Origin of the sequence: Paenibacillus agaridevorans (assembly GCF_018604145.1) — a bacterium.
GTDB classification, from domain to species: Bacteria; Bacillota; Bacilli; order Paenibacillales; family Paenibacillaceae; genus Pristimantibacillus; species Pristimantibacillus agaridevorans.
Genome location: NZ_CP075889.1, coordinates 4,770,618 through 4,792,066, shown reverse-complemented (window position 1 = coordinate 4,792,066; position 21,449 = coordinate 4,770,618). Strand labels below are relative to the sequence as shown.

The following is a 21,449-nucleotide window of genomic DNA, read 5'->3' as shown; positions in this document are numbered from 1 at the left end:
TAGGGGTATGTATGGCTAATGAATCGAAGTAAATACTTCAATTATATAGAAGAAAAGCTGGAAGTTTTGGCAAGACGAATTGAAAAACGAGGAAAGATCAATTTATTGGATTTGAATATATATTCAGAGACGTTTTTTGCCGAATTAATGAATTTATTGTTTGGACTTACGTTGGTTAATATGAATATACTTAAACAGAATGTTGAAGGTATTGATTTGGTGGATGTAAACCACAAAGTTGTTGCTCAAGTATCTTCAACCTGTACAAAACAAAAAATTGAAGGCTCGTTAAATAAGGATATATTCCGTAAGTATTCAGGCTACCGTTTCATTTTTGTTTCAATTGCTAAGGACGCAACCAAACTTCGGGATATGAGTTTTATTAATCCACATAATGCTGTTTTTTCTCCCACGGATGACATTGTGGATATAAACACATTATTAAATGTTATACTGAGCATGGAAATCGACAAACAGCGTGAGGTATTTGAGTTTGTAAAAAAGGAACTTGGAAATGATGTTGATCTACTTAAAGTAGATACGAATCTTGCGACCATCATAAACATACTTGCAAATGAGAATCTTGCTAACTGTATTGAATCTCCAGAGATTAATTCCTTTGAGATTGATAAGAAAATAACCTTCAATGATTTATCGGATGTCAAAGACACAATTGATGATTACAAGATATTTTACCAAAAGTTAGATGAAAAATATGCTGAGTTTGATAGGGAAGGCTCGAATAAAAGCTTTTCCGTTTTTCAAATTATCAAAAAGCAGTATACAATGCATCAACATGAAAAAGCTAACTCTAAAGAACTTTTCTACAGTATAATTGATAACATAACCAAGATAATTATCGAGAGCAAAAATTATATTGAAATTCCGTATGAAGAATTGGAGCTCTGCGTCTGTATTTTAGTCGTAGATGCTTTTATACGATGCAAAATTTTTAAGAATCCGGAGGGATATAGCCATGTTATTGCCGGATAATATACATCCACAGCTTAGCATTTACTATAATGGATTTTTAGTTTTGAAAGAACTTAAACAACATGCCAAACAACCAGTGTTTGATCTGTATCAAAGGATTAAAAGCCAATATAACATGTCTTTTCCCACTTTCATGCTTTGTTTAGATTGGCTTTATCTAATTGATTCTGCAAAGATAGACGATGATGGATGGGTGGAATTATGTTCATAAAAACACTGAAAATAACGAGTCGCACAGGGACAATAAGGGAGCTGACTTTTCAATCCGGTTTGAACCTAATCATTGACGAAACACCATCCAATGATGATAAATCTACTGGGAATAATGTAGGAAAAACAACAGTATTAAAGCTAATCGACTTTTGTTTAGGGTCTAACGCTTCAATAATATATTCTGATACAGAGAATAAAAAGGAAGTCTATGAGTTGGTTAAAGATTTTCTTGTAACCGAAGAAGTACTGATTACTCTTATTCTTGTTGAGGATTTATCAGATGAGGCGTCAGATGAAGTAGTAATTGAGCGCAATTTTTTGCCAAGAAAAAAGAATATTAGGAAAATTAATGGAAAGTCAATACTTGATAAGGATTTTGAAGACGAGTTACAGAGGCTTCTTTTTCCCGACCATAAGGCTGAGAAACCCACATTCAGACAGATCATCTCTCACAATATTAGATACAAGGATGAGAATATAAGTAATACACTTAAGACTTTGGACAAGTATACCTCTGATGTGGAATATGAGACTTTATATTTGTTCTTATTAGGTTGTGACTTTGATGAAGGGGCAAAGAAGCAAGCATTAGTGGCAAAAATAAAACAAGAAGAAGCCTTCAAGGAAAGACTGGAAAAAAAGCAAACAAAAACAGCTTATGAAATTGCTTTAGAAATGATTGAAGCAGAAATAGCTCAATTAAATGAGAAAAAATCAAATTTCAATTTAAACGAAAATTTTGAAAATCAGTTAGATCAACTTAACTTCGTAAAATTTCAAATAAATAAAAGTAGCTCAAACATAAGTAAAATGAAAATTAGAAAGAACCTCATAGAAGAGGCCAAAAAAGAGATTGAAAATAGCAAAGCTAATATTGACTTGAAGCAATTGGAAGTACTGTATGCTGAGGCTAATGCAAATATTTCTAACTTACAAAAGACCTTTGAAGAGTTAGTAGCGTACCACAACAATATGGTTGTAGAAAAAATTAAGTTTATAACTGCTGATTTACCTTCTTTAACTGTAAAAATTGAGACTGAAGAAAAGAACTTAAATACATTGTTATCTCAGGAGAAAGAGTTGGCAATGACTATATCTAAAGGTGACTCCTTTGAGGAGTTAGAAAAGATTATAACTGAGTTGAATGATAAGTATCGAATTAAGGGTGAATATGAGAGTATTATCTCGCAATTAGATGAAGTAGAGAAAAATATTAGTGAAATTGATGCTCAAATTAAAGTCATTGATGATGTTTTATTTTCAGGAAGTTTTGAAGAAAAGTTAAAAGGCCAAATTCATAAGTTTAATAAACATTTTTCTGAAATTTCTTTTGAATTGTATGGTGAGAAGTATGCATTGAAGTATGATAAAGTTATTCATAAAAAGAGCCAGCAGCAAATATATAAATTCAGCGCATTTAATGCTAATTTAAGCTCAGGCAAAAAACAAGGTGAAATTTTATGTTTTGATCTTGCGGCTATATTATTTGCTGATGAGGAAAAAATACCGAGTTTGCACTTCCTTCTAAATGACAAAAAAGAATTAATGCATGATAATCAACTGATTAAAGTTGCAGATTATGTAAGTAAAGAAAATATTCAATTAGTGGTTTCTATTCTGAAGGATAAGTTGCCCGTAAGCCTACTTGATAAAGCCCATATTGTTGTTGAATTATCTCAAGAAAGTAAATTATTTAAAATAGAAGAGTAATTAATCTGAAATTCAATTTGATAGGACCAAGAGAGCGCCTAGAATTACTGGCCGCTCTCTTTTTATATAGATATCTTTTAAAAGCCGATTGCCCTGAAATTCAGCGCAGTCGGCTTTTTTACGTTGAAGGGAGGAAATGCGATGACCAAGGTAATCGCCCTGGCTAATCAAAAGGGCGGTGTCGGCAAGACGACAACGGCTGTGAATTTGGGAATTGGCTTGGTTAAGGAAGGCAAAAAAGTATTGCTAGTGGATGCAGATGCCCAAGGGAATTTGACAGATTCCTTGGGCTACCGGGAGCCGGACAGTATTCCTGTTTCTTTGGCTACTCTGCTTGTCAAAACGATGATGGAGGAGGCCTACGATTCACAGGAAGGAATTTTGCAGCATCAGGAGGGCGTGGCGCTTATACCGGGCAATATTGAGCTGTCGGCGGTTGAGGTATCGCTTGTGAACACGATGAGCCGCGAAACGATTTTGCGTTCGTATATCGACAGGGTGAAGTCTGACTATGATTATGTTCTTATTGATTGCATGCCAAGTCTGGGAATGCTGACGATCAATGCCTTGGCAGCAGCAGATAGTGTCATTATTCCGGTACAAGCGCATTATTTGCCAGCGAAGGGGATGGCCCAGCTTTTGCAAACCATTGCCCGTGTCCGTCGTCAAATTAATCCGAAGCTGGCGCTGGATGGTGTGCTGCTTACGATGGTAGATAGCCGCACGAATTTCGCTAAGGATATTGCCCATGTGCTTCGACAAGAGTATGGGGACAAGCTGCGTGTCTTTCAAGATGAGATTCCCTTGTCTATCCGCGCTGCGGAAACCAGTGCTAAAGGAAAGAGCATCTATGCGCATGATCCAAATGGTCAAGTAGCGAAGGCTTATACCGCTTTTACGAAGGAGGTGCAGCGTATTGGCAGCGAAAGACGACAGACGCGCCAGCATCAAGCTGAGCACGGTCGATGATTTATTCTCGACAGATGAAAGTCGCGCCGACGCGCAGCGGGAAAAGGTAATGGACATTTCACTTGCTGAAATTAGCGAGTTTCCCGGCCACCCTTTCAAGGTAAAGGCAGATGAGGCGATGCTGGAAATGGCAGACAGTGTAAAGCAATATGGCGTTCTCGTTCCTGGCCTGGTGCGACCAAAGCCAGATGGCAGCTTTGAGATGGTGGCGGGACATCGGCGAAAAAAGGCCAGTGAGCTTGCAGGTATAGAAACGATGCCCTGTATTGTTCGGGAACTGGACGACGATCAGGCAACGATTATTATGGTGGATAGCAATCTACAGAGGGAAAACATATCAGCAAGTGAGAAGGCCTTTGCCTATAAGATGAAGCTGGAAGCGATGAAAAGGCAGGCAGGAAGACCGAGTAAAGAAAATGCTACCCAAGTTGGGCAGGATTTAAGAGGAAAGTATTCGGTCGAAATTCTTGGAGAACAAGTTGGTGAGAGCCGCAATCAAATTCAACGTTACATCCGCCTAACCGAACTCACCCCAACCATTCTCGAAATGGTGGATGAGAAGCAAATCGCCTTTAATCCGGCAGTAGAGCTTTCTTACTTGTCCGAAAAAGAGCAACAAAACCTGTACGAAACCATGCAGTCTGAGGATTGCACGCCGTCACTGGCGCAGGCACAACGTATGAAAAAGCTAAGCCAGGACGGTCGGCTGAATATGGACGTGATTTTCTCAATTCTTACGGAGGAAAAGCCGAACCAGAAGGAAAAGATGCATATCCAGCGTGAACGGATCGACCGCTTTTTCCCAAGGGAATTCACTGAAAAGCAAAAGGAAGACCTCATTGTGCAACTGCTGGAGGGCTGGTATCGCAAACGGCAGCGCGAGCATGAACGTTAATGCTCCAATATGCAATAAAACCGAATAGGTTAACCGGCTCTCCAGCAAAATGGAGAGTTTTTTGTGCCCTTTTCCGGGGAGAGGAGGTGAGAGAGAAATGGATTATACGAAGGGGAAGCGACGCGCCTATGAGCGCATGATGAAGGAAAAGCCGGGCTTTAGCCGCCATGAGCAAGAAGATGAGCGGGATCAGCAATATCCTTGTATCTCAAGCAGCAAGAAACAGAAAGGTGAACAAGAAAAGCATGGAAAAGAGGATGCCTAATGGAACATAGCATACGGATGGTGCATTCATACAAGGTTATTCAGGCCATCGAAATTGGTAAGGTTGAGGTGATTCTGGCTGTAGACGAGCGGCAGCAGGACAAGCCTTATTTGGTTTGCTATTGCATGCGACAAAATCCCCTAAATATGGAGCAGTATTATGGAGCGGAGACGGGCAGCGATTATTTAGCGGCGATGCAGGATTTTGTGGAGCGTATTCAGGATGAGGTGGCTTCCTTGCGAAACGAAAGAGATGAGCAGCCGCTCAATATGCCCGTGCTAACGGCAAACGAGTGTAACCTGCTTACTAATGAAGCCAGCCTTGAAAATGAACTACTGGCTATTCGTCCTGAACGGCTTCGCCCTGAATATCGGACGGCCAATCATCAGCTTGTCGTTGCTGTAGGTGGCTTTGGCATGTCAGCTCATTCCAGAGGCAGGGCTGTATATGTCAAAAATGTATTTTCGGGTAAGGAGCAGCGCTGGAACCGAGATGACATGATGGGGAGCGTCAAGCCGGAGCATATTCCGCCATGGGCGCAGCTGCGTCTGGAGCAGCATCAGGCAAGTGAGAAGCGGAAGCCGATCCAAAGGAGGGATGCCCGTTAAAGCGAGGGTATGGAAAAGGTAATGGATACGAATTTTAAAAGAAAGTGAATTGTCACAGGAAAGGAGCTTGAGGATATGTCATGGATGTATCGCCATCGTAGGCTGCTAGTAATAGCCAGCATCACCTTCAGCGTGATACTGCTGGTAGCAGCGGTTGTGTTTAATGTCCAAAAGCAAGCCAGACAGCAACAGCAACAACAGGCCATCATTTCTCAATATGAGCAGCAAATCGAGCAAATGAAGGTGACGGAGCAGCAGGAGCAAGGGGAGGCCTGGGCATTGGTTCGCCCCCTGCCTGCTGGCAGTAGGATTGCCGCCGATGATTTGAGATCCGTTATTGTGCCTGCTGCTACCCTGAAAGCCAATGTAGTGACCGATAAAAATGCGCTAATCGGCAAATATGCCAAAATTGAATTACAGGCGGATGCTCCGATTTATCCATTTATGCTTTATGAGGGCAAGCCCGTTGCCAAGGACGCACGTATTCAGGAGCTTCAAATTATACAGCTCCCCACGCTGCTGAAAAAGGAACAGTACATTGATGTACGGATTCAGTTTCCGACAGGTGAGGATTTTGTTGTGCTATCCAAAAAGCATGTGCTGGAGCGGGAAGGAACAGTGATCTGGCTGGAGCTAAGCGAATCGGATCGGATGCTATTCTCCAGCGCTACTATAGATGCCTATTTGCAGGGAGCCAGGCTCTATGCACTGACCTATGTAGAGGCTGGTCTGCAAGCAGCGGCTGTGGCGAACTATCCTGCCAGTAAAGTGGTGCTGGATTTGCTGGAGCATAACCCGAATATGCTTGAAAAGGCATCGACGGAGCTGGCACGCAGGCTTCGCAAAACGCTGGAGAGTAACCTGGATAACATGAGCGAGGCAGACAAGCTACGGGTCATTTCCGGCAACATTACGGTGCAGCAGCAGCTTATGAATGAGCGTGCAGCTACGCTGCAAAGCAATTTGGCACAGCAGCCGACGTTGCCGCAGCCTGAGCCAGCAGCAGTGCAAGAGCCGATTGCAGAAGAACCTGCGGTTGAGCAAATGCCTGCGACTTTACCAGTAAGTGAGGGAAGGGATGAACCTTCGACACGAGAGCAGCAAGCACCCAAAACACCTGTCTCTTCTGAACAGGAGCAAACAACGGATTCGGAGTCGCTCAGTGGCAATTCGGACAAGCTTCAGGAGATTTTTAATCAGTAAAGGGGGGGATGAAAAACAATGAAAAGGATTGTGTTTTTAGGTGCGCCAGATAAAAGCCATCTGCTACTCGTTTTGGGTAAGCTGCTTTCCGCAATGGAGTTAAAGGTATTGCTGGTGGATTCCACGTTGACGCAGGGTATACAGAGCTATTTACCAGATAGCGATTACCGTGCGCCTGTCCGTGAGTTTGAAGGGATAGACATTGCCAGCGGCTTTATTACGCTTGATCAACTGGAACGCCACCTTGGGCAGCAAATAGCAGCTTGGGATTATGATGTTCTACTGCTGGACACCGATCATACTGAATTTGTGAAGGGAAGAGACTTGCCAGCCTATGACAGGCGGGTATGGTGCAGCAGCTTTGGACGGCTTCATTTACAACGAAATGCAGACCTGATGCAGCGCTTGTGTCTACATGAGGCAGAAGGAAAGCCGTTGTCCTTTTATAAAATGCTAACCAGCCTTGTGCCAGTAAGTGTAACGGAGGCTTATCTGGACGAGCTACTGCCTTCGCATCATTTCCAGTGGGAGGATGCAGTTTTTCGTTTTACGCTGGATGAAAGGGATGCATCGGTGGAACTGGACAATCAGCATCATGGTCGATTGGATGTCAGACGGCTAACAGGCAACTATCGTCGTAACGTGCTGAATATGGCTGAGCAGTTGCTGGAATGGGACGAAAGGACAGTGCAGCAGGCATGGAAGCGGCTGCGAAAGGTACGAATCAGGGGAAGACACTGACAGTGCACAAGCAATGAAGCTGAGAAGAAAGGGAGGGAGTCCATCAGTGGGACATACGATTGTGTTCTGGAGTCCGGTATCCGGACTGGCTGGAACTACAAGCAATCTGACGGCGGTAGCCGCCTTGCTAGGGCTGGAGTATACGGCGCGTTCGGTGTTGTTTGGTCACAGCCCCAGTAGCTTTACAGCCTTAGAGCAGGGTTTTTCGCGTACAGCGCGGGAAAATGGCGACATGTTAAGCGGCACAGATATGGGAGTAGATGCCTTACTTCGGCTCGTACAGAACCATAAGCTTCAGCCTGCTATGATCTATAATTACACGCTGCCGCTGCTCAAGGATCGCCTGGATATGCTGCCAGGCTCGCAACGAACGGATGAAAGCTTTATCATTACTGCGTTGCCTTGGCTAACCTCCATGCTGGATATGGCGAAACGCGCTTATGATTTGGTGCTTGTTGATGGAGGCTGCGGTGCAAGGAGTGCCTGGACGATGGCGCTGCTACAGGAGGCGGATGTGCTGGTCATCTGTCTGCCACAGAATAAGCTGGTGCTACAGCAGTTCTTTGGACATTCCAGCATGCAGGAGTTGCTGGAGAGCAAAAAGCATGTGCTTGTCTTTGGACAGTATGATCGCCATTCTGCATTAACTGCAAAAAATTTGCTACGACCGCTTGGCAAGCAGCATCACGATGCCTATTCGATCAGCTACAATACGCGCTGGCTGGATGATCGTCAAAATGGCGATGCACTCCGTTATTTTTTTCGGAATCGGCACGTAGGAAAGGTGCATGAAAATATCAACTATGTACGAGAGGTAAGGATGCTAGCGCAGGCTCTCATCAAGCAATGCGGATTAAATCAGCCTCTTTTCGGAGGAAGGGAGGATCACAGTCGATGATGGCGGTTTGGCATGGCTTGCTGATTATGGGCTTACTGCTGGCAGGAGCCTTTTTTCTGTTTCTTCGTATGAGCCGTATCATGCCCGACCAGCCGAAGGAAGCTCCCATATATACGCTGGAGGGAATGACAGCTTACATTAAAGACACGCTGCATGAACTGACAAGCGCCAATCTGACCGACTACGGCTTGTCGGAGGAAGGGTATCGTCGGCGCAAAAGCAAGCGGGCAGAGCTAAAACGGGCGCTACGCGGTGCTACCTCTGGTGATTTGCGGGACAAACAATATGTGAAGCAGGTGATTGCTGATTTGCTTTCCCGACAGTTCATGCTGGACGATGCTAGTCTGAATCGACTGATTCCCTTTGATAAAGCGGATAAGCTTTCACCGCAGGATTACTTCGATGTTTTGCTGCATGTATATAAGAAGCATCATGGATATGAGGCGCTTAGTCAGTTGATTCAGCGGTATGAGCTGGCTGAGCCAAAGCTGCTGGAGGATGAAGGAGAGGAGGTTTATCGCATCACAGCCAAGGAAATTGGCGACATCTACAGAAAGGAGCAGCCGCAGCTTGAGGTGCAGGATAAGCTGGAGCTTGTGGTTCAACGGATTTATCAGCAATACAAGGGCTTTAGTGTGGTGGACGAGCTGCGGGACATGCACATTGATGGCGTATCCGGCGGTGTATCTGGTATCCCTCCTTTCGTTTGGGAGGGAGAAGGGATGAATCGCGAAAGCCTTCGAGAAGTCCCGCACTCCTATGATAGTGTCTGGATGTTTTATCAAGGGAAGTCCATTCATCTGAGTTTTTTGTCCTTCGGCTCAGAGCAGGAGCTGCGTAGGGTGTGCCAAAACATTTACAAGCATAATTTTCCCGGTCAATTGTCCGAAGCAAACGGCTATAAGGTCAATGAAATGGCAGATGGCTCCCGTATTGTTGTGCTACGCCCTCGATTGTCAGAATCGTGGGCTTTTTTTGTACGCAAATTTGATGTACGGAGTGCAACACTGGAGCAATTGATTCAGGATGAACATGCGGAGCTGCCGATTGGACTGATTCGTTATCTTGTAATGGGCGAACGCATTACAGCGATTACAGGCGCACAGGGAAGCGGCAAGACAACGCTATTGATGGCGATGGTACGGCATATTTCAGCGCTGCTGCCTATTCGGGTACAGGAAATGAGCTTTGAATTACAGCTACGCAAGATTTACCCGAATCGTAACATTCTCAGCCTTCGTGAAACAGATACCATTTCTGGTCAAGCTGGTCTGGACATTCAGAAAAAAACGGATGGCTCGGTCAATATTTTGGGAGAGGTGGCGACTGATCCTGTGGCAGCCTGGATGATACAAATGGCACAGGTCGCCTCCTTGTTCACGCTGTTTACCCATCATGCCAAGACGTTTCGAGATCTGGTCTATGCGCTCCGTAATTCTCTACTAAAGACAGGCGTGTTCACCAATGAACGAATAGCTGAACAGCAGGTGGTCAGCGTCATTAACTTTGATATCCATCTGCGCCGTGATCTGAATGGACGACGCTATATTGAGCGGATCACAGAATGCGTGCCGCTGGAGCAGGAGGCAGCCTACCCGATGCGTTACCAGGATCAGCCCACGCTGGAAGGGAAGATGGCCGCCTTCATGGAAACGATGACGGCATATTTTCAGCGCTCGACAGACCGTGCGTTGTATGAGTCCCGAAATGTGGTGGAGTATCGGGACGGACAATATGTCGCTGTGCAGCCCTTATCCGCAGCCTGCCGCAAGGCGATTCTGGAGCGGCTGTCTGGACCAGATCAAGCAGCCTTTTTGGCGTTTTTAAGCCACTGGAGGAATGATCATGAGGCTTGAGGGACTCTCCTTGCTGCTAGGAACAGTAATGGTATTGTTCTTTGGTGTTACGGTGGCCTTTCTATGGCTATCTCGATACAGCTCAGAGGTTGGCGCGGCTCGGCAATACGAGGCCTTGCGACAGCCTGCCAAGACTAGCAAAAAGCAGGTGCTGCATCAGGGAATGCAGCGCCTTTATCTCCTATGCAGCAGACTTCCACTGCTTCGCACGTATTTGAGCTACATGCGGAGAAGGCTGACCATTTTGCATTTCGGTGACGAATGGAAGCTGCGATTGGAAACAATGCGTATGACGCTGTTTGCGTGGGGTGTGCTTTTATCGGCAAGTATTCCAATCTTACTGTGGGTGCGTGATCCGATCAGTCTATTTATGCTGCTCATTGGCTGCTGGGTGGTGCATGGGATGGTGGCGGATGTTGCCGTGCAGCGTTTGGAGGTTCGCTTGCTGCGCCAACTGCGACAGTTTTTTGGCGACGTTCGGCATCATTATCACCGACATGGCATGGTGGAGGAGGCACTCTATGAGGCAGCGGATTCCGCCGCCTATGAAATGGCGTTACATGGACAGGAGCTAGTGGAGGTGCTGTCTGACAGTCACACGGAGGAGCGACTGGAGCAGTATTTGGAAACCGCGCCGAATCGCTACTTAAAGGGACTGGCTGGACTCTCCCACCTGATCAAAGAATACGGGGACAAGCAAACGAAGGGCGGTTCTCTGTATTTGAAGGCGCTGGGTAAGCTGACAAATGAGCTAAGCCTAGAACTGCTTAGACGGGAACGACTTGGCTTTCTGCTGCAGGGACTGTCGGTTATTGCGCTGCTGCCGCTTTTATTCACACAGCCGCTAGAGTTATGGGCAAGCCGTTATTTTTCGGCTATGGAGGTCTTCTATGCCAGTACCTTTGGCTGGGTAGCCAAGCTTGGCCTCCTGCTGGTGGTATGGCTCTCCTATATCCTGCTGCGGCATATTCAGGAGCTGGAGACAGCACCTAAAGTCACCAGTGGAGTTGCATGGGAAAAGCGTTTGTATTGTTGGGGCTGGGTACGCAAGCTCGTGCATCTTCTGGGGCCATCTCCTGGCTCCAATGAAGCCGTGCGGATGATTAGGCTGCTCAAGGAAAGCGGCTCTCCGCTGCGTCTGGAATGGTTTTATTTGCGTCGAATAGTAGCTGGACTAATGGCCTTTCTAACTGCCGCAGGCATTTTTACCGCACTGTATATTGCTGACCGCCATCAATTGCTGTATGCTCCGGCACGCTCCGGCATCCTGTTTGGTCAGCTTACGCCGGAGGAGCAAGTGCGTGCGCAGGTAGCTGTGGCTTTGGATCGTCAGATTATCCAGCAATTAAAGGGGGTGAGGGAGCGTTCAATGGAGTCGGTTTTATCGTTATTGGGAGGTGAGGCCAAGGAAGGGAAAACGAGTGAGCAGCTTTATGCAGATGCGCGGCGGGTTTTGGGTAAGCTGGAGCAGCTTGACCAGCACTATGTGAAGTGGTGGCAGGCCTTGCTTGTCATGCTGGCAGGCTGGGCAGGCTATTGTCTGCCAGTGGGAATTCGTCTGTTTCAACGCCAAATGCGGAAGATGGAAATGAAGCATGAGGTGGATCAATTGCATACGGTTATTGCGATGCTAGCCGATATGGAGCGTATGTCGGTGGAGGATTTGCTTATCTGGCTGGAGCAGTTTGCCCGTCTATTCAAGGAGCCACTTCAAGCTTGCCTGCTTCATTTCGACCAGGGAGCGGAGCAGGCGCTCGCGCAGCTCAAGGAGGATGTACCGTTTCTTCCCTTTGCACGCACGGTAGAAAAGCTGGAGCTGGCTGTGCAGAGTTTGCCGCTGGACGAGGTCTTTGATGATCTGGAGTCAGAATATGCCTTCTCCCAGGAGCAACGCAAGCAGGAGTACGAGCAATTAATCGAGCATAAGGCAGGCTGGGGCAGATGGATTGGCTTCGCCCCGATGATGACCCTCATTTTTGGTTATTTGGTGCTGCCGTTAATTTGGGCCAGCCTGAATCAAATGTCGGTTTATTATGAGCAGCTTCAACGAATTCAATAGTGTTTACTGGCTCTTTCCCCATGGAGAGGGCTTTTGGATTTGTATTTTTTATTCCAAGGGAGAGATGTATAAATGTCTAACGCACAAAAAGCACTGGTGATGGCCGCGGGGATCTTCCTTGCCATCGCGTTGATTACGCTGGCTGTCGTTTTGTTTACGTCGGCACAGGATTCGACAAAGGCGGCACAGAGCAACTTCAGTAATATTCAAACCGAGCTGTCGCAAACCGCATTTACAGTGTACGACAATACGACCCTGTCCGGCAGCCAAGTGGTGAATGCGCTGCGCAAGTTCAGCGATCAGGATCAATTCGGCATTCAAATTGTGACGGGTAAAAATCCGACAGGACAATGGTACGGTAAGGTGATAAATGCAGGCGTGCCACTGGACAGCATTACCTACGGTACAGTCGTTGGAGAAGCGCCGGGGAAGCTGAGCCATACGGTGGATGAAGCGAATGTGAACTATGTGAATCCGAGCGGCAAATTTAAAGCGCAGCTAGTGCTGGATCGCAGCAACGTTATTCGCGGTATTATTTTCCGTCAGCAATAAGAATTGATGTGGAGCTGCGGGTGGACACTTGTCTACCCGTTGCTTCTGGCTAAGGAGGCCATCAAATGGGACATGCAACCAGAAGCATGCTGGAGATGAGCGCATCTTGCCTGTTGTTTCTGCTGGCCGCAGGTAGTGGGCTATGGCTGTTTCAAACGGGTGCTGCCTTGACGGATGCTGCTTATCTGGCGGAAGGAGAACTGAATCGCAGCCTTCAGCAGTCTTTTACCCCGATTGCAGGAGATGGGCGTTTGTCTGGCAGCGAGGTATTTCACCTGATTGCTCACTTGGAGGATGAAGACGTGGAACTAGTGGTAGATGGTGCTCGGTATTCTGATCCTATTGAGCGGGTGAACTGGCTACCATCACGAATTCGGATGAGTGGACGTTATCAGGTCAATTATGATCGTGATCCGAATGGCGATCTGCTCCGCATCCATCTGGCATCATCCTAAAGGAGAATGCGATGAACAGTTATATGAAGGTATTTGCGATACTGTTGGCAGTTTTACTGTTGTACATTTATCCGATTTATTCCGCCTTCCAGCAGCAGGATGATATATCAGATCTTGTTGCCATGAAAGCGACAACGACGTTTGTAGACAGTGTCCGGGATAAAGGATACATCTCGCCTACGATGTATAACGATTTTGTAGAGGCTTTGTCAGCAACGGGGCTAGTATTTGATGTGCAAATGCTGCATGAAAGCAAAAAATATGTACCAGTTTATATGGATGTGACGAGGCCTGAAACCTTTCAAAATCGGTATGAGCTTCACACGGACAACTTTTACCTAGCACAAATCATGGCGACTCTATTTCCTGACCAGTCCTTGTCAAAGGATGATCCACTACGCCGCTATAGGCTTCGGGTAGGAGATAGCTTTGCGGTAACGGTTTTCAATAAAAGCCGCACGCCAGGCACGGTCATGTTTGATTTTATGAACAACGCCATCAGCCCAAGTGAGAAAATAGTGATTCCCTATGGTGGGGTGGTACGCAATGAAGTGGATTGAATGGGCAGTGATCGGCGTGCTGATCTTTTTTCCATTTGCAATGATTAACCAGCTTGAAACGGACCTGCTACGAAAAACGCTGCTGCTGGAGCTGCGCTACGATGCTGCTCTGGATGCAGCAGCAGACGCGGCCGCGCAGGCGCTGATCCTGAATGCCGAGGAGCGTAAGGAGTCACACTACGAATCGGTCAAGCGTGTTGCCATTAACAAGGAGGCGGCCATTCAAGCGTTTTATGAAACCTTGTACTTGAATTTTGGTATTGCCGATGATCCGACAGCGCAAGGCGTTCTCAGACGGTATATCCCTGCAGTAGCCATTGTCGCCTATGACGGGTTTTATGTGTATTCGGAGGATGAATGGACGGATAGTAGTGGTCAGACGGTAATGGGAGCAGCCTGGGGCTTGAAGAAGCCTTATGTATATTCTGACAAGGCTGGCGATAGCTTTTCCTTTACGCTCGACGAGCAGGTATTGGTTTACTCTGAACAGACTCGAAGCTGGTACGAGGGCCTTCGCTCTGAACTGCAGGTGTCAGATATTCCACTCATGAGTGATGCAGTCTTGTTCAATCAAGTCCGGCAGAGCACCATTGTTCAGGCCATTCAGGATGAACTGGCCTTCCGCATTAATCAGCATAATGAGGATGCCTTGCGAAGCGGCGTAGCCTATACCTTTACCCTGCCCTCCATCTCGCAGGAGGATTGGCACAATACCATTGATGATGTGGGTGTCATTGCGTTCCTGCAAGGTATTCCGGTGGGTAGCAAGGTTTACAACAGCTATGCGTTTGGTGGTAGTCGAATCATCAAGCTGCCCGAGATTGTAGGTGCACGCAAGGGAGAGATGAAGGTATACTATCGTCGCTCTAGCCCTTACAATTATCCGATTGAGGAAACGTTCACTAGCGAGAAGGCTGCTGCACAAAATGGATATATGCCGTTGCCCTAGAGATAAGCGGAGAGGCTGGACAGCCCCTTCAGTAGCGACTATGCTTAAGGTAATAGGGTTATCCTTCCAATAATGTAAACTAAAATGAACGGAGAGGTTAAGCATGATGAGGAAGTGGACACTGGCTCTGCTAATAGTCATTCTGCTGGTTAGCGTGCCTGTTGCAAGTGCTAGTTCATCTAGTCTACCGCCTACCTTTGTAAGTGTGGTGCTGGACGGCAAGAAGATTTGGTTTCCAGATGCTCAGGCCTATATTGATGCCAACAAACGAACGCTAGTACCTGTAAGGTTCGTAGCGGAATCACTTGGAGCCAAGGTAGGCTGGGAGGGGAAAAGTCGCTCTGTACCGATTTCTCGTGATGGACAGGATATTCGTCTAACCATCGGCTCCGCTACTGCAATTGTGAATGGGAAGCAAATGGAATTGGATACACAGGCTGTCATGACTGGCGGTAGAACGTTTGTGCCGTTGCGCTTTGTTAGTGAGGTGCTGGGTGCTGAGGTCGAATGGGAAGGTAAGACAGCAACGGTACTGATTCAAACAAAGGAACTGTCCAAAGCGGATACAGATGAGTGGGGACGGCTAATCCGAAAGACCAATCTCCCTAAAAATGCTGCGGACTATCCGTATATTTTGGCAGACATACCGAATGAAATGTATGAGTTGGCGTATCCGTACTCACTTCCTGCAAACAGCAAGGTATCCGCAAAACTCTACGGGGTTATTCCTGAATACAATAAGAAGAATATAGACATATGGTTGGGAAGATTAAAGACCTTTGGTGGGCTATGGCTAAATGTGGATTACCAAACGATAGATGATGCATGGGCACATGCTGTATTTGCAACCAAAATGCAAAATTCCAATGCAGAGCTGAAATATATTCGCCAGTATGTGGACTGGGTAAAAACCAATAAGATCCAAGTGACTGGCTATCTGGAGCCTGAGCCATCCATGATTTATTATGATGGTTTCGGAGGGGATTACATTCGTGTTAAATTCAGAGTTAAATTTATCTCTTTTAACAAACACGAACAACTTATTTACGACGAGTGGTTTCCTAAGGATGCCGGCTTTAAGAAGAATGTATGGTATGAGGGATACTCAGACATAAAAATGAAGACCAGTGTTGGCGGAGACTGGGGGAGTTCACTAAAGGTCTCACCTACGGCCAGTCTATTTTTTAATCACACTATTTCAAAGGTGGAATAGCTGTATGAAGCAAATAAAACTGTATAAGCGTCTTTTGTGCATGCTGCTGGCATGCACTTTTTTTATGCCATTTGTTGCAATACAGCCAGCAGAGGCTGCATCACCAGAGATCAATATTAAAAACGGTGCTATTCAGTTTGAAATCACAAGCACTGCCGCTACAACCTCGATACGTTACCGGACGGTTGGCTGGGTCGTGACAAGAGAGCAGGTATGCTCCACCACCTCGCCCAAGCAATGTAGTGATCCAAGAAGCAAGCCACATGCCTTGTTTCTCGATCAAGAGGTGAAGCAAATCGGACAATATCCTGATCCAGCAGTACCAGGACAACCCCTAACCTCATTTTATGAGGTTCCCGAAGAAGTCGTGACACAGCGACTTTGGAAAGCTGGCATGGAAGGCATCAAGGATAATGATGATCTTTACTTTTACGCAGTTATGGTATCCGTCAATGGCGATGGTTCGGTTCGGAAAGGGCCGTTTTATACGTTGTCCGGTATCAAGGGAGCTGAGGGCTGGCGGCATCCAGATGATCTGGACGATTACTTTGGTCTGCACATTCCATACAGGAGCGCCGACTTTCCTGTCGATGTCATTGCCAAAACGGTGGACGGCAGAATCATTAAGCAGCCCCAGGTTACCTTTCTAAAGGGCAAGTATAAAATCGGGGAGGAAATCAATCACGAATTCCCCGCAGTTATTGAAGATGGCGGCAAAACCTATACGATTGTCCGTTCCTATTTATCACCCAAGCAGGATAAGACGCAAAAGAAGTGGCTACAGGAAAATCCAGAAACCAATGACAAGGTGCGTATTCGCAGCTTTACCGTTGCCTTGGGCGGATCAGACCTTATTGCGGAATATCATGAGAAAAACGAGGTTAAGGTCATCTATTTAACCAGCGGCGGAACACGAATCAAGGAAATCGATAAGGGCGAGCATGCCACAGGCTCAGAGGTGCAGCACACCTTTGAAGAGAAGCTCACACATGAGGGAGAAGTCCATGAGCTGATTCGTTCCTATATTACCAACAATAATAAGCCAGATGAGCAGATGTTCATTCAGGAGAAGGGCGACAGCAAGCTGCGTGAGCGCTCTATTCTCGTTGGTTCAGGCGGCTCAAACATCATCGGTATCTACAAGCCTGCCAATGGCGGGACGGATGAGGAGCAGCAGCCTGGGGGAACCAAGGAAGCGGAAATGATGAATCCTTCAGCCACTGCGGTGATTCGTGCGGACACACGTGGAGCCGAGAGATTTGATGTGCTACAGGGGATTCCTACATCGGAGAGCCTTTATGTACAGGCTGGGGCAACGTCCTATTTGTATCGTAGCAAGTTTTCAGAGGTAAAGGGAATGAAATCATACCCGATTACCGTCAGTCGGACGTATACGCTGCGGTGGACAGAATATGTTCCCGGCCCGCCAGACAGTAAGGGAAACAGCACTTCTGTGCCTGTTTCCCGCTCAGATACACAGACGGTGACCAATAGCTATACGGTGGAGCGGAAGTATAGCTATTGGCTGATTAATCGGTTAGAGGTGTATGGCTTGGAACGGGCTACAGTTTCAAATTATGCACTACCTACTGGACAGGTGGTACTCCAGCCCAAGAGTTATACGTTACCTAATGTAGCTACCACGCATACAGCAGACGCTTCCGCGTACCTGACTGATCCCGTCTATCAGAATGTGACGCTGCCCGGACAAACCTTACAGGGCGGTAGCAGTCGTCCGAGTGTCCCTAGTGAAAACTGGAAGCCACAGGCGGAGGCAGCCATTGGCAAGATCAAGGTGAAAAACGATTCCCTGGTGTTCAACGGACAAACGGTAATGGATAGTCGGCAAACAGAGGAAACCGCCCCCTCGCCGGGAAGCATTCCTGCGCCGCCGATGATTGGACAGGATGTGCTGTATGGTCATGGCTATGTCATTGATGCAAGCAAGAGCAATAAGGTCAGTCAGCCAAGCACAGGCAAGCTGGACTATAAGCTGGTGAAGGGGATTGGTGGTGGACAAGCCCAAAGCTTCCCGATTCAAGGCATCAATCCTGTAACCGTGCATACTCCCGTGGTTAATCTGGCAACGGTATCCGACGATAAGGCGCATAACCAGAAAACACAGCCTACTGCTGGCCGTTCAGCGCTCATTTTAAATCGCCCATTCACCGTATCAATTCCAACCAGCGGACAGCATCGCAGCATTACAGGCTATGGCAGTCGCGATTATGCCAAATATATGCGGGACAAGCAGGTTTGGTTTCCATTTGATGTGTATCGGGCAGATCGGACAACGCTGATTCCCAAGGAAACCTGGACTTCCATTCCTGTCGGGGAGCTACAGACTGCCTTTTATCTGCCCGCTTGGGTGGATGAAGGCAACTATATTGTGCTGTTCCGAACGCTTGCTGAAAACAGTCCAGTAGCCTTCACCTCACAAATGCATGCCAATCTGGACAATACGCATCATGTTGCCACGCAGACCATTGATGTGGAGGTAATCGGACGCATTTACGATTTTCGGATTACGGATATTGCCGATTATCAGTGGGAAACGGTGTTTCGTACAGCTAAGGGCAGTGCCACACCAACCGGAAATAGCTACTGGGTTGGGAAAAACGGCATTGACGGTGCAGCACGAGGAAATACCGCTCCATTTGTGCTGCCAATTCGTCCCGGTAGTCATCCGGAAATAGGCAAGAAAAATATTGGGGTAAAAACAGGCTATCAATTCAAATTTGAGGTGAAGACGCTCGGTAACATGTTCGGTTCAGGCGATGGCATTAAAATTACGCCTACCTTTTATTTTGTAGACAGTAAGGGAAAAAGTCGGCAGGAGGTAGACTTGTACTATCATTCGGGCAGTACACGGTTCATCCGAATCGGCTCCAGTGCAGATACAGAGCGAAGACAGGTGACGCTGGACACGCGCTTGCGAAATGTCTCCCAGCAGGAGTTGACGCAAACGGCTACCTCTCTATGGGCATTAAACGGTTCAACTGGAGAGCAGCAGACGTATATTCGTCAATTTCTGAAAAATGCGCAGCAGGCCACCTACATAGGTGGGTATGATGTTATGCTGCTGCCGCCGCAATTGCGGACCTTGATTGGCAGCACGAAGGCTCCGTCAGGCGTTAATGCTGCTCGCGTCCAAGCCTCGGTACAACGCTGGTTTGGGGAATACAGCCTGCCAGCCGCGCCTTATGTTGTACCCAAGGGATTTAATGTAGCAGAGTACGGACGCACGAATCGGCTGGACGATAAGTCTCCGATTTTTCTTCGGAATGGTTACATTATTGTGAATTTCAAGCTGGAAACGATTCGCAATCAAAAGCTGAAGGAGCCGCATTTGCAATATAAGGATGCGCCGCTCAGCAATCAATGGCAATTGGAGGGCTTTCAACGCAGCTTTGTTGATCCCTATGGGGCAACCTTTTCCCTGCTGGATGGAGATGTTGTCTTTTATCATGCCAATTTGTCCAGCTATGACGACTTTGGAACAGGGGGAACCCATTAACTACACCAGCCGGGAGGAAAAGCTATGGATGAAAAGCTGCAAGCTGCCGCACCAGAGGATGCGGCTTATTTTTATTCCGCATCTGCTGAGGAGGAAATTGGTCGAGCCTGTATCGGGCATTTGCGCGGCGATTTTGGGCGCTCAGGGGAAGAGTTTTGGGTCAATTGGTTTACGAGAAGCTCTCCCTATGAAACGCCTGCGTTTAAAGATGAATTGAGCAAGGTATTTCAAGCTATGGGTGAGCAGGAGGTATTGAAGAGTCGCCGTCATATGCTTCGCTTTTGCAGTCAGCATCCGGAGGCGCGTATTGGTGGTGCATGGAGTACAGACGTATATGGGTTTTCCATGCAAACCAAGGAGCATCGCTACTATTTACGCTGCTTTCCCTTTGCGGGCGATTACAATTTCTATGTGTATTGCTACCGCAAGGAGCACCTGCTGGAAAAGCTGCTGGCGAAAGGATCAGAAGCGCCACGAGCACCACACAAAAAGCTGCCACGCGGAGCTGAGCGCTAAAAAGGGAGGAGAGGGCATTGACTGCAAAAATGCAGCAAATGGTGGAGCTTTCCGCACAAACGGCTCGTATGGTTACGGATTATCCTGAGCAGTGGGCCGCCTTTTTGCGGACGGCAGCATGGAACTATAAATATGCTTTTCATGACCAACTGCTCCTATTTGCACAGCGCCCGGATGCAACGGCCTGCGCCCCCATAGAGGTGTGGAATAAGCGACTGGATCGCTGGGTAAAACGGGGAGCCAAGGGCATTGCGCTGATTGAGGATCGGGGCAGCACGTTAGGCCTGCGCCATGTGTTTGATATTTCAGATACCCAGAGCCGCAAGACACAGGAGGTAACACTTTGGCAGGTCAATGCAGAGGACAGCGCTGCGATTGCCGAAACACTGAGCAACACATTGGACAGTGAGGAAGCATATGCCACCTTGCCTCAATTGCTGATCGCCGCTGCAAGGCAGGCAGTAGAGGACAATAGTGCCGATTATGTGCAAGCGTTGATGAAAGAACTGGAGTATAGCTTACTGGAAGGGCTGGAGTCATCGCATGTAGAGCTGTTGTTTCGCCAGAACGCACAGCATGCCGTAGCCTATATGCTACTGACACGCTGCGGTTTTGCCGCTACGAACTATATTGGCGAAGAAGAGCTAGCAGGTATTGGCTATTTCAATACATTGCCTACGCTCTCTCAACTGGGAGCTTCAATCAGCGATGTGTCAGAAATGCTGTTGCGAGAACTAGAATCAACGATTCGAGAGCAGCGCCGAGCCGAGCGTTCTTCCATACAGCAAAATCAGAGTCGCAGCCTTGCAAAAGAAACATCGCTCCATCACAATGAAGCTAACAAAATGGAAGGGAAGGATGAGCATGGAGTTGACCTACACCCGTCAGGGGGACTATCTGCTTCCGAATCTGGCACTGTCGGAGGAGGTAACGCCGATTGGCAAGTATGGGATGCTGCGCAAAAGCTACCTTCAGACACAGCAGAAGGGCTTGTACGCCAGTCTGATATTATCGGGCAAGCTGCAAGCTCACCTGACGGAGATCGAGCAAACCCTGCGCCAGCAGCTCGAAATCGTTATGACCCAGCTTCTGCTGATTCAGCCAGCGCCAGACAAGGCGAGCGAGCCGATGGCGTGGACAGCGCACATGAACAGTCTCAAGCAGCAGGCGGAGGAACTCCTTCTGCCGGATCTGATTTACAGCTAAAATGGCATGATCGGAGAACGGAGGATAATCGTCTTCCGTTCTTTCATGATCGGGAAGCCATTAATGAGCTG

Annotated in this window: 20 protein-coding genes; all 20 read left to right on the top strand. The window is 47.3% G+C overall.

The features are described 5' to 3' along the window. Positions 1 to 18: 18 nt before the first annotated feature. The 20 genes from KJW29_RS19560 (at position 19) to KJW29_RS36670 (ending at position 21,378) form a co-directional block, all read left to right on the top strand. Positions 19 to 993 carry an ABC-three component system protein gene (locus KJW29_RS19560; RefSeq protein WP_214625821.1) on the top strand — a complete coding sequence of 325 codons (975 nt, stop codon included), beginning with the start codon at positions 19 to 21 and terminating at the stop codon, positions 991 to 993. Beyond that, entirely contained in the window at positions 977 to 1,204 is a 228-nt protein-coding gene (locus KJW29_RS19555) for an ABC-three component system middle component 6 (protein ID WP_214625820.1), read from the top strand. The genes KJW29_RS19560 and KJW29_RS19555 overlap by 17 nt, the downstream gene beginning before the upstream one ends. Then, entirely contained in the window at positions 1,195 to 2,916 is a 1,722-nt protein-coding gene (locus KJW29_RS19550; RefSeq protein ID WP_214625819.1) for a DUF2326 domain-containing protein, read from the top strand. The genes KJW29_RS19555 and KJW29_RS19550 overlap by 10 nt, the downstream gene beginning before the upstream one ends. Before the next feature lie 141 nt (positions 2,917 to 3,057). Continuing rightward, entirely contained in the window at positions 3,058 to 3,885 is an 828-nt protein-coding gene (locus KJW29_RS19545) for a ParA family protein (protein ID WP_214625818.1), read from the top strand. Beyond that, a complete protein-coding gene (locus tag KJW29_RS19540) occupies positions 3,833 to 4,780 on the top strand; it encodes a ParB/RepB/Spo0J family partition protein (protein WP_214625817.1) in 948 nt (315 codons plus the stop codon). The genes KJW29_RS19545 and KJW29_RS19540 overlap by 53 nt, the downstream gene beginning before the upstream one ends. 97 nt (positions 4,781 to 4,877) lie before the next feature. Continuing rightward, positions 4,878 to 5,045 carry a hypothetical protein gene (locus KJW29_RS19535; protein ID WP_214625816.1) on the top strand — a complete coding sequence of 56 codons (168 nt, stop codon included), beginning with the start codon at positions 4,878 to 4,880 and terminating at the stop codon, positions 5,043 to 5,045. Beyond that, positions 5,045 to 5,653, top strand: coding sequence for a hypothetical protein (locus tag KJW29_RS19530; protein WP_214625815.1), 609 nt, complete (start codon positions 5,045 to 5,047; stop codon positions 5,651 to 5,653). Before KJW29_RS19535 ends, KJW29_RS19530 begins: the two co-directional genes overlap by 1 nt. Before the next feature lie 75 nt (positions 5,654 to 5,728). After that, the gene (locus KJW29_RS19525) at positions 5,729 to 6,856 is read left to right on the top strand and encodes an SAF domain-containing protein (protein WP_214625814.1); all 1,128 of its coding nucleotides are present in this window, start codon (positions 5,729 to 5,731) and stop codon (positions 6,854 to 6,856) included. A gap of 18 nt (positions 6,857 to 6,874) precedes the next feature. Continuing rightward, on the top strand, positions 6,875 to 7,597 hold the full coding sequence (locus KJW29_RS19520) for a hypothetical protein (RefSeq protein WP_214625813.1): 723 nt from the start codon (positions 6,875 to 6,877) through the stop codon (positions 7,595 to 7,597). 46 nt (positions 7,598 to 7,643) lie between these two features. Continuing rightward, complete coding sequence (locus KJW29_RS19515) at positions 7,644 to 8,495, top strand: CpaE/TadZ family protein (RefSeq protein WP_246608288.1); 852 nt, start codon at positions 7,644 to 7,646, stop codon at positions 8,493 to 8,495. Continuing rightward, a complete protein-coding gene (locus KJW29_RS19510; protein WP_214625811.1) occupies positions 8,492 to 10,351 on the top strand; it encodes a Flp pilus assembly complex ATPase component TadA in 1,860 nt (619 codons plus the stop codon). Before KJW29_RS19515 ends, KJW29_RS19510 begins: the two co-directional genes overlap by 4 nt. After that, on the top strand, positions 10,341 to 12,410 hold the full coding sequence (locus tag KJW29_RS19505) for a hypothetical protein (RefSeq protein WP_214625810.1): 2,070 nt from the start codon (positions 10,341 to 10,343) through the stop codon (positions 12,408 to 12,410). Before KJW29_RS19510 ends, KJW29_RS19505 begins: the two co-directional genes overlap by 11 nt. A gap of 72 nt (positions 12,411 to 12,482) precedes the next feature. Then, positions 12,483 to 12,962 (top strand): ABC transporter permease, encoded by a 480-nt coding sequence (locus KJW29_RS19500; protein WP_163977853.1) that lies wholly within the window; start codon positions 12,483 to 12,485, stop codon positions 12,960 to 12,962. Positions 12,963 to 13,027: 65 nt separating this feature from the next. Continuing rightward, positions 13,028 to 13,417 carry a hypothetical protein gene (locus KJW29_RS19495; protein WP_214625809.1) on the top strand — a complete coding sequence of 130 codons (390 nt, stop codon included), beginning with the start codon at positions 13,028 to 13,030 and terminating at the stop codon, positions 13,415 to 13,417. Positions 13,418 to 13,428: 11 nt separating this feature from the next. Then, positions 13,429 to 13,977, top strand: coding sequence for a hypothetical protein (locus KJW29_RS19490; RefSeq protein ID WP_214625808.1), 549 nt, complete (start codon positions 13,429 to 13,431; stop codon positions 13,975 to 13,977). Further along, positions 13,964 to 14,926, top strand: coding sequence for a hypothetical protein (locus tag KJW29_RS19485; RefSeq protein WP_214625807.1), 963 nt, complete (start codon positions 13,964 to 13,966; stop codon positions 14,924 to 14,926). The genes KJW29_RS19490 and KJW29_RS19485 overlap by 14 nt, the downstream gene beginning before the upstream one ends. Positions 14,927 to 15,029: 103 nt before the next feature. Further along, positions 15,030 to 16,139: a copper amine oxidase N-terminal domain-containing protein gene (locus KJW29_RS19480; protein WP_246608287.1), complete on the top strand. Its 1,110-nt coding sequence runs from the start codon at positions 15,030 to 15,032 to the stop codon at positions 16,137 to 16,139. Positions 16,140 to 16,143: 4 nt separating this feature from the next. Next, positions 16,144 to 19,656 (top strand): DUF5704 domain-containing protein, encoded by a 3,513-nt coding sequence (locus tag KJW29_RS19475; protein WP_214625806.1) that lies wholly within the window; start codon positions 16,144 to 16,146, stop codon positions 19,654 to 19,656. A gap of 24 nt (positions 19,657 to 19,680) precedes the next feature. Next, a complete protein-coding gene (locus tag KJW29_RS19470; RefSeq protein WP_214625805.1) occupies positions 19,681 to 20,172 on the top strand; it encodes a hypothetical protein in 492 nt (163 codons plus the stop codon). Positions 20,173 to 21,003: 831 nt separating this feature from the next. Further along, positions 21,004 to 21,378 (top strand): TnpV protein, encoded by a 375-nt coding sequence (locus KJW29_RS36670; protein WP_343222837.1) that lies wholly within the window; start codon positions 21,004 to 21,006, stop codon positions 21,376 to 21,378. Positions 21,379 to 21,449 lie beyond the last annotated feature (71 nt).

Excerpts from the sequence above, each read along its gene's own strand:
- KJW29_RS19560 (WP_214625821.1), top strand. The coding sequence starts at position 19 with ATGAATCGAAGTAAATACTTCAATTATATAGAAGAAAAGCTGGAAGTT.
- KJW29_RS19555 (WP_214625820.1), top strand. The coding sequence starts at position 977 with ATGTTATTGCCGGATAATATACATCCACAGCTTAGCATTTACTATAAT.
- KJW29_RS19550 (WP_214625819.1), top strand. The coding sequence starts at position 1,195 with ATGTTCATAAAAACACTGAAAATAACGAGTCGCACAGGGACAATAAGG.
- KJW29_RS19545 (WP_214625818.1), top strand. The coding sequence starts at position 3,058 with ATGACCAAGGTAATCGCCCTGGCTAATCAAAAGGGCGGTGTCGGCAAG.
- KJW29_RS19535 (WP_214625816.1), top strand. The coding sequence starts at position 4,878 with ATGGATTATACGAAGGGGAAGCGACGCGCCTATGAGCGCATGATGAAG.
- KJW29_RS19530 (WP_214625815.1), top strand. The coding sequence starts at position 5,045 with ATGGAACATAGCATACGGATGGTGCATTCATACAAGGTTATTCAGGCC.
- KJW29_RS19525 (WP_214625814.1), top strand. The coding sequence starts at position 5,729 with ATGTCATGGATGTATCGCCATCGTAGGCTGCTAGTAATAGCCAGCATC.
- KJW29_RS19520 (WP_214625813.1), top strand. The coding sequence starts at position 6,875 with ATGAAAAGGATTGTGTTTTTAGGTGCGCCAGATAAAAGCCATCTGCTA.
- KJW29_RS19510 (WP_214625811.1), top strand. The coding sequence starts at position 8,492 with ATGATGGCGGTTTGGCATGGCTTGCTGATTATGGGCTTACTGCTGGCA.
- KJW29_RS19505 (WP_214625810.1), top strand. The coding sequence starts at position 10,341 with ATGAGGCTTGAGGGACTCTCCTTGCTGCTAGGAACAGTAATGGTATTG.
- KJW29_RS19500 (WP_163977853.1), top strand. The coding sequence starts at position 12,483 with ATGTCTAACGCACAAAAAGCACTGGTGATGGCCGCGGGGATCTTCCTT.
- KJW29_RS19495 (WP_214625809.1), top strand. The coding sequence starts at position 13,028 with ATGGGACATGCAACCAGAAGCATGCTGGAGATGAGCGCATCTTGCCTG.
- KJW29_RS19490 (WP_214625808.1), top strand. The coding sequence starts at position 13,429 with ATGAACAGTTATATGAAGGTATTTGCGATACTGTTGGCAGTTTTACTG.
- KJW29_RS19485 (WP_214625807.1), top strand. The coding sequence starts at position 13,964 with ATGAAGTGGATTGAATGGGCAGTGATCGGCGTGCTGATCTTTTTTCCA.
- KJW29_RS19480 (WP_246608287.1), top strand. The coding sequence starts at position 15,030 with ATGATGAGGAAGTGGACACTGGCTCTGCTAATAGTCATTCTGCTGGTT.
- KJW29_RS19475 (WP_214625806.1), top strand. The coding sequence starts at position 16,144 with ATGAAGCAAATAAAACTGTATAAGCGTCTTTTGTGCATGCTGCTGGCA.
- KJW29_RS19470 (WP_214625805.1), top strand. The coding sequence starts at position 19,681 with ATGGATGAAAAGCTGCAAGCTGCCGCACCAGAGGATGCGGCTTATTTT.
- KJW29_RS36670 (WP_343222837.1), top strand. The coding sequence starts at position 21,004 with ATGAAGCTAACAAAATGGAAGGGAAGGATGAGCATGGAGTTGACCTAC.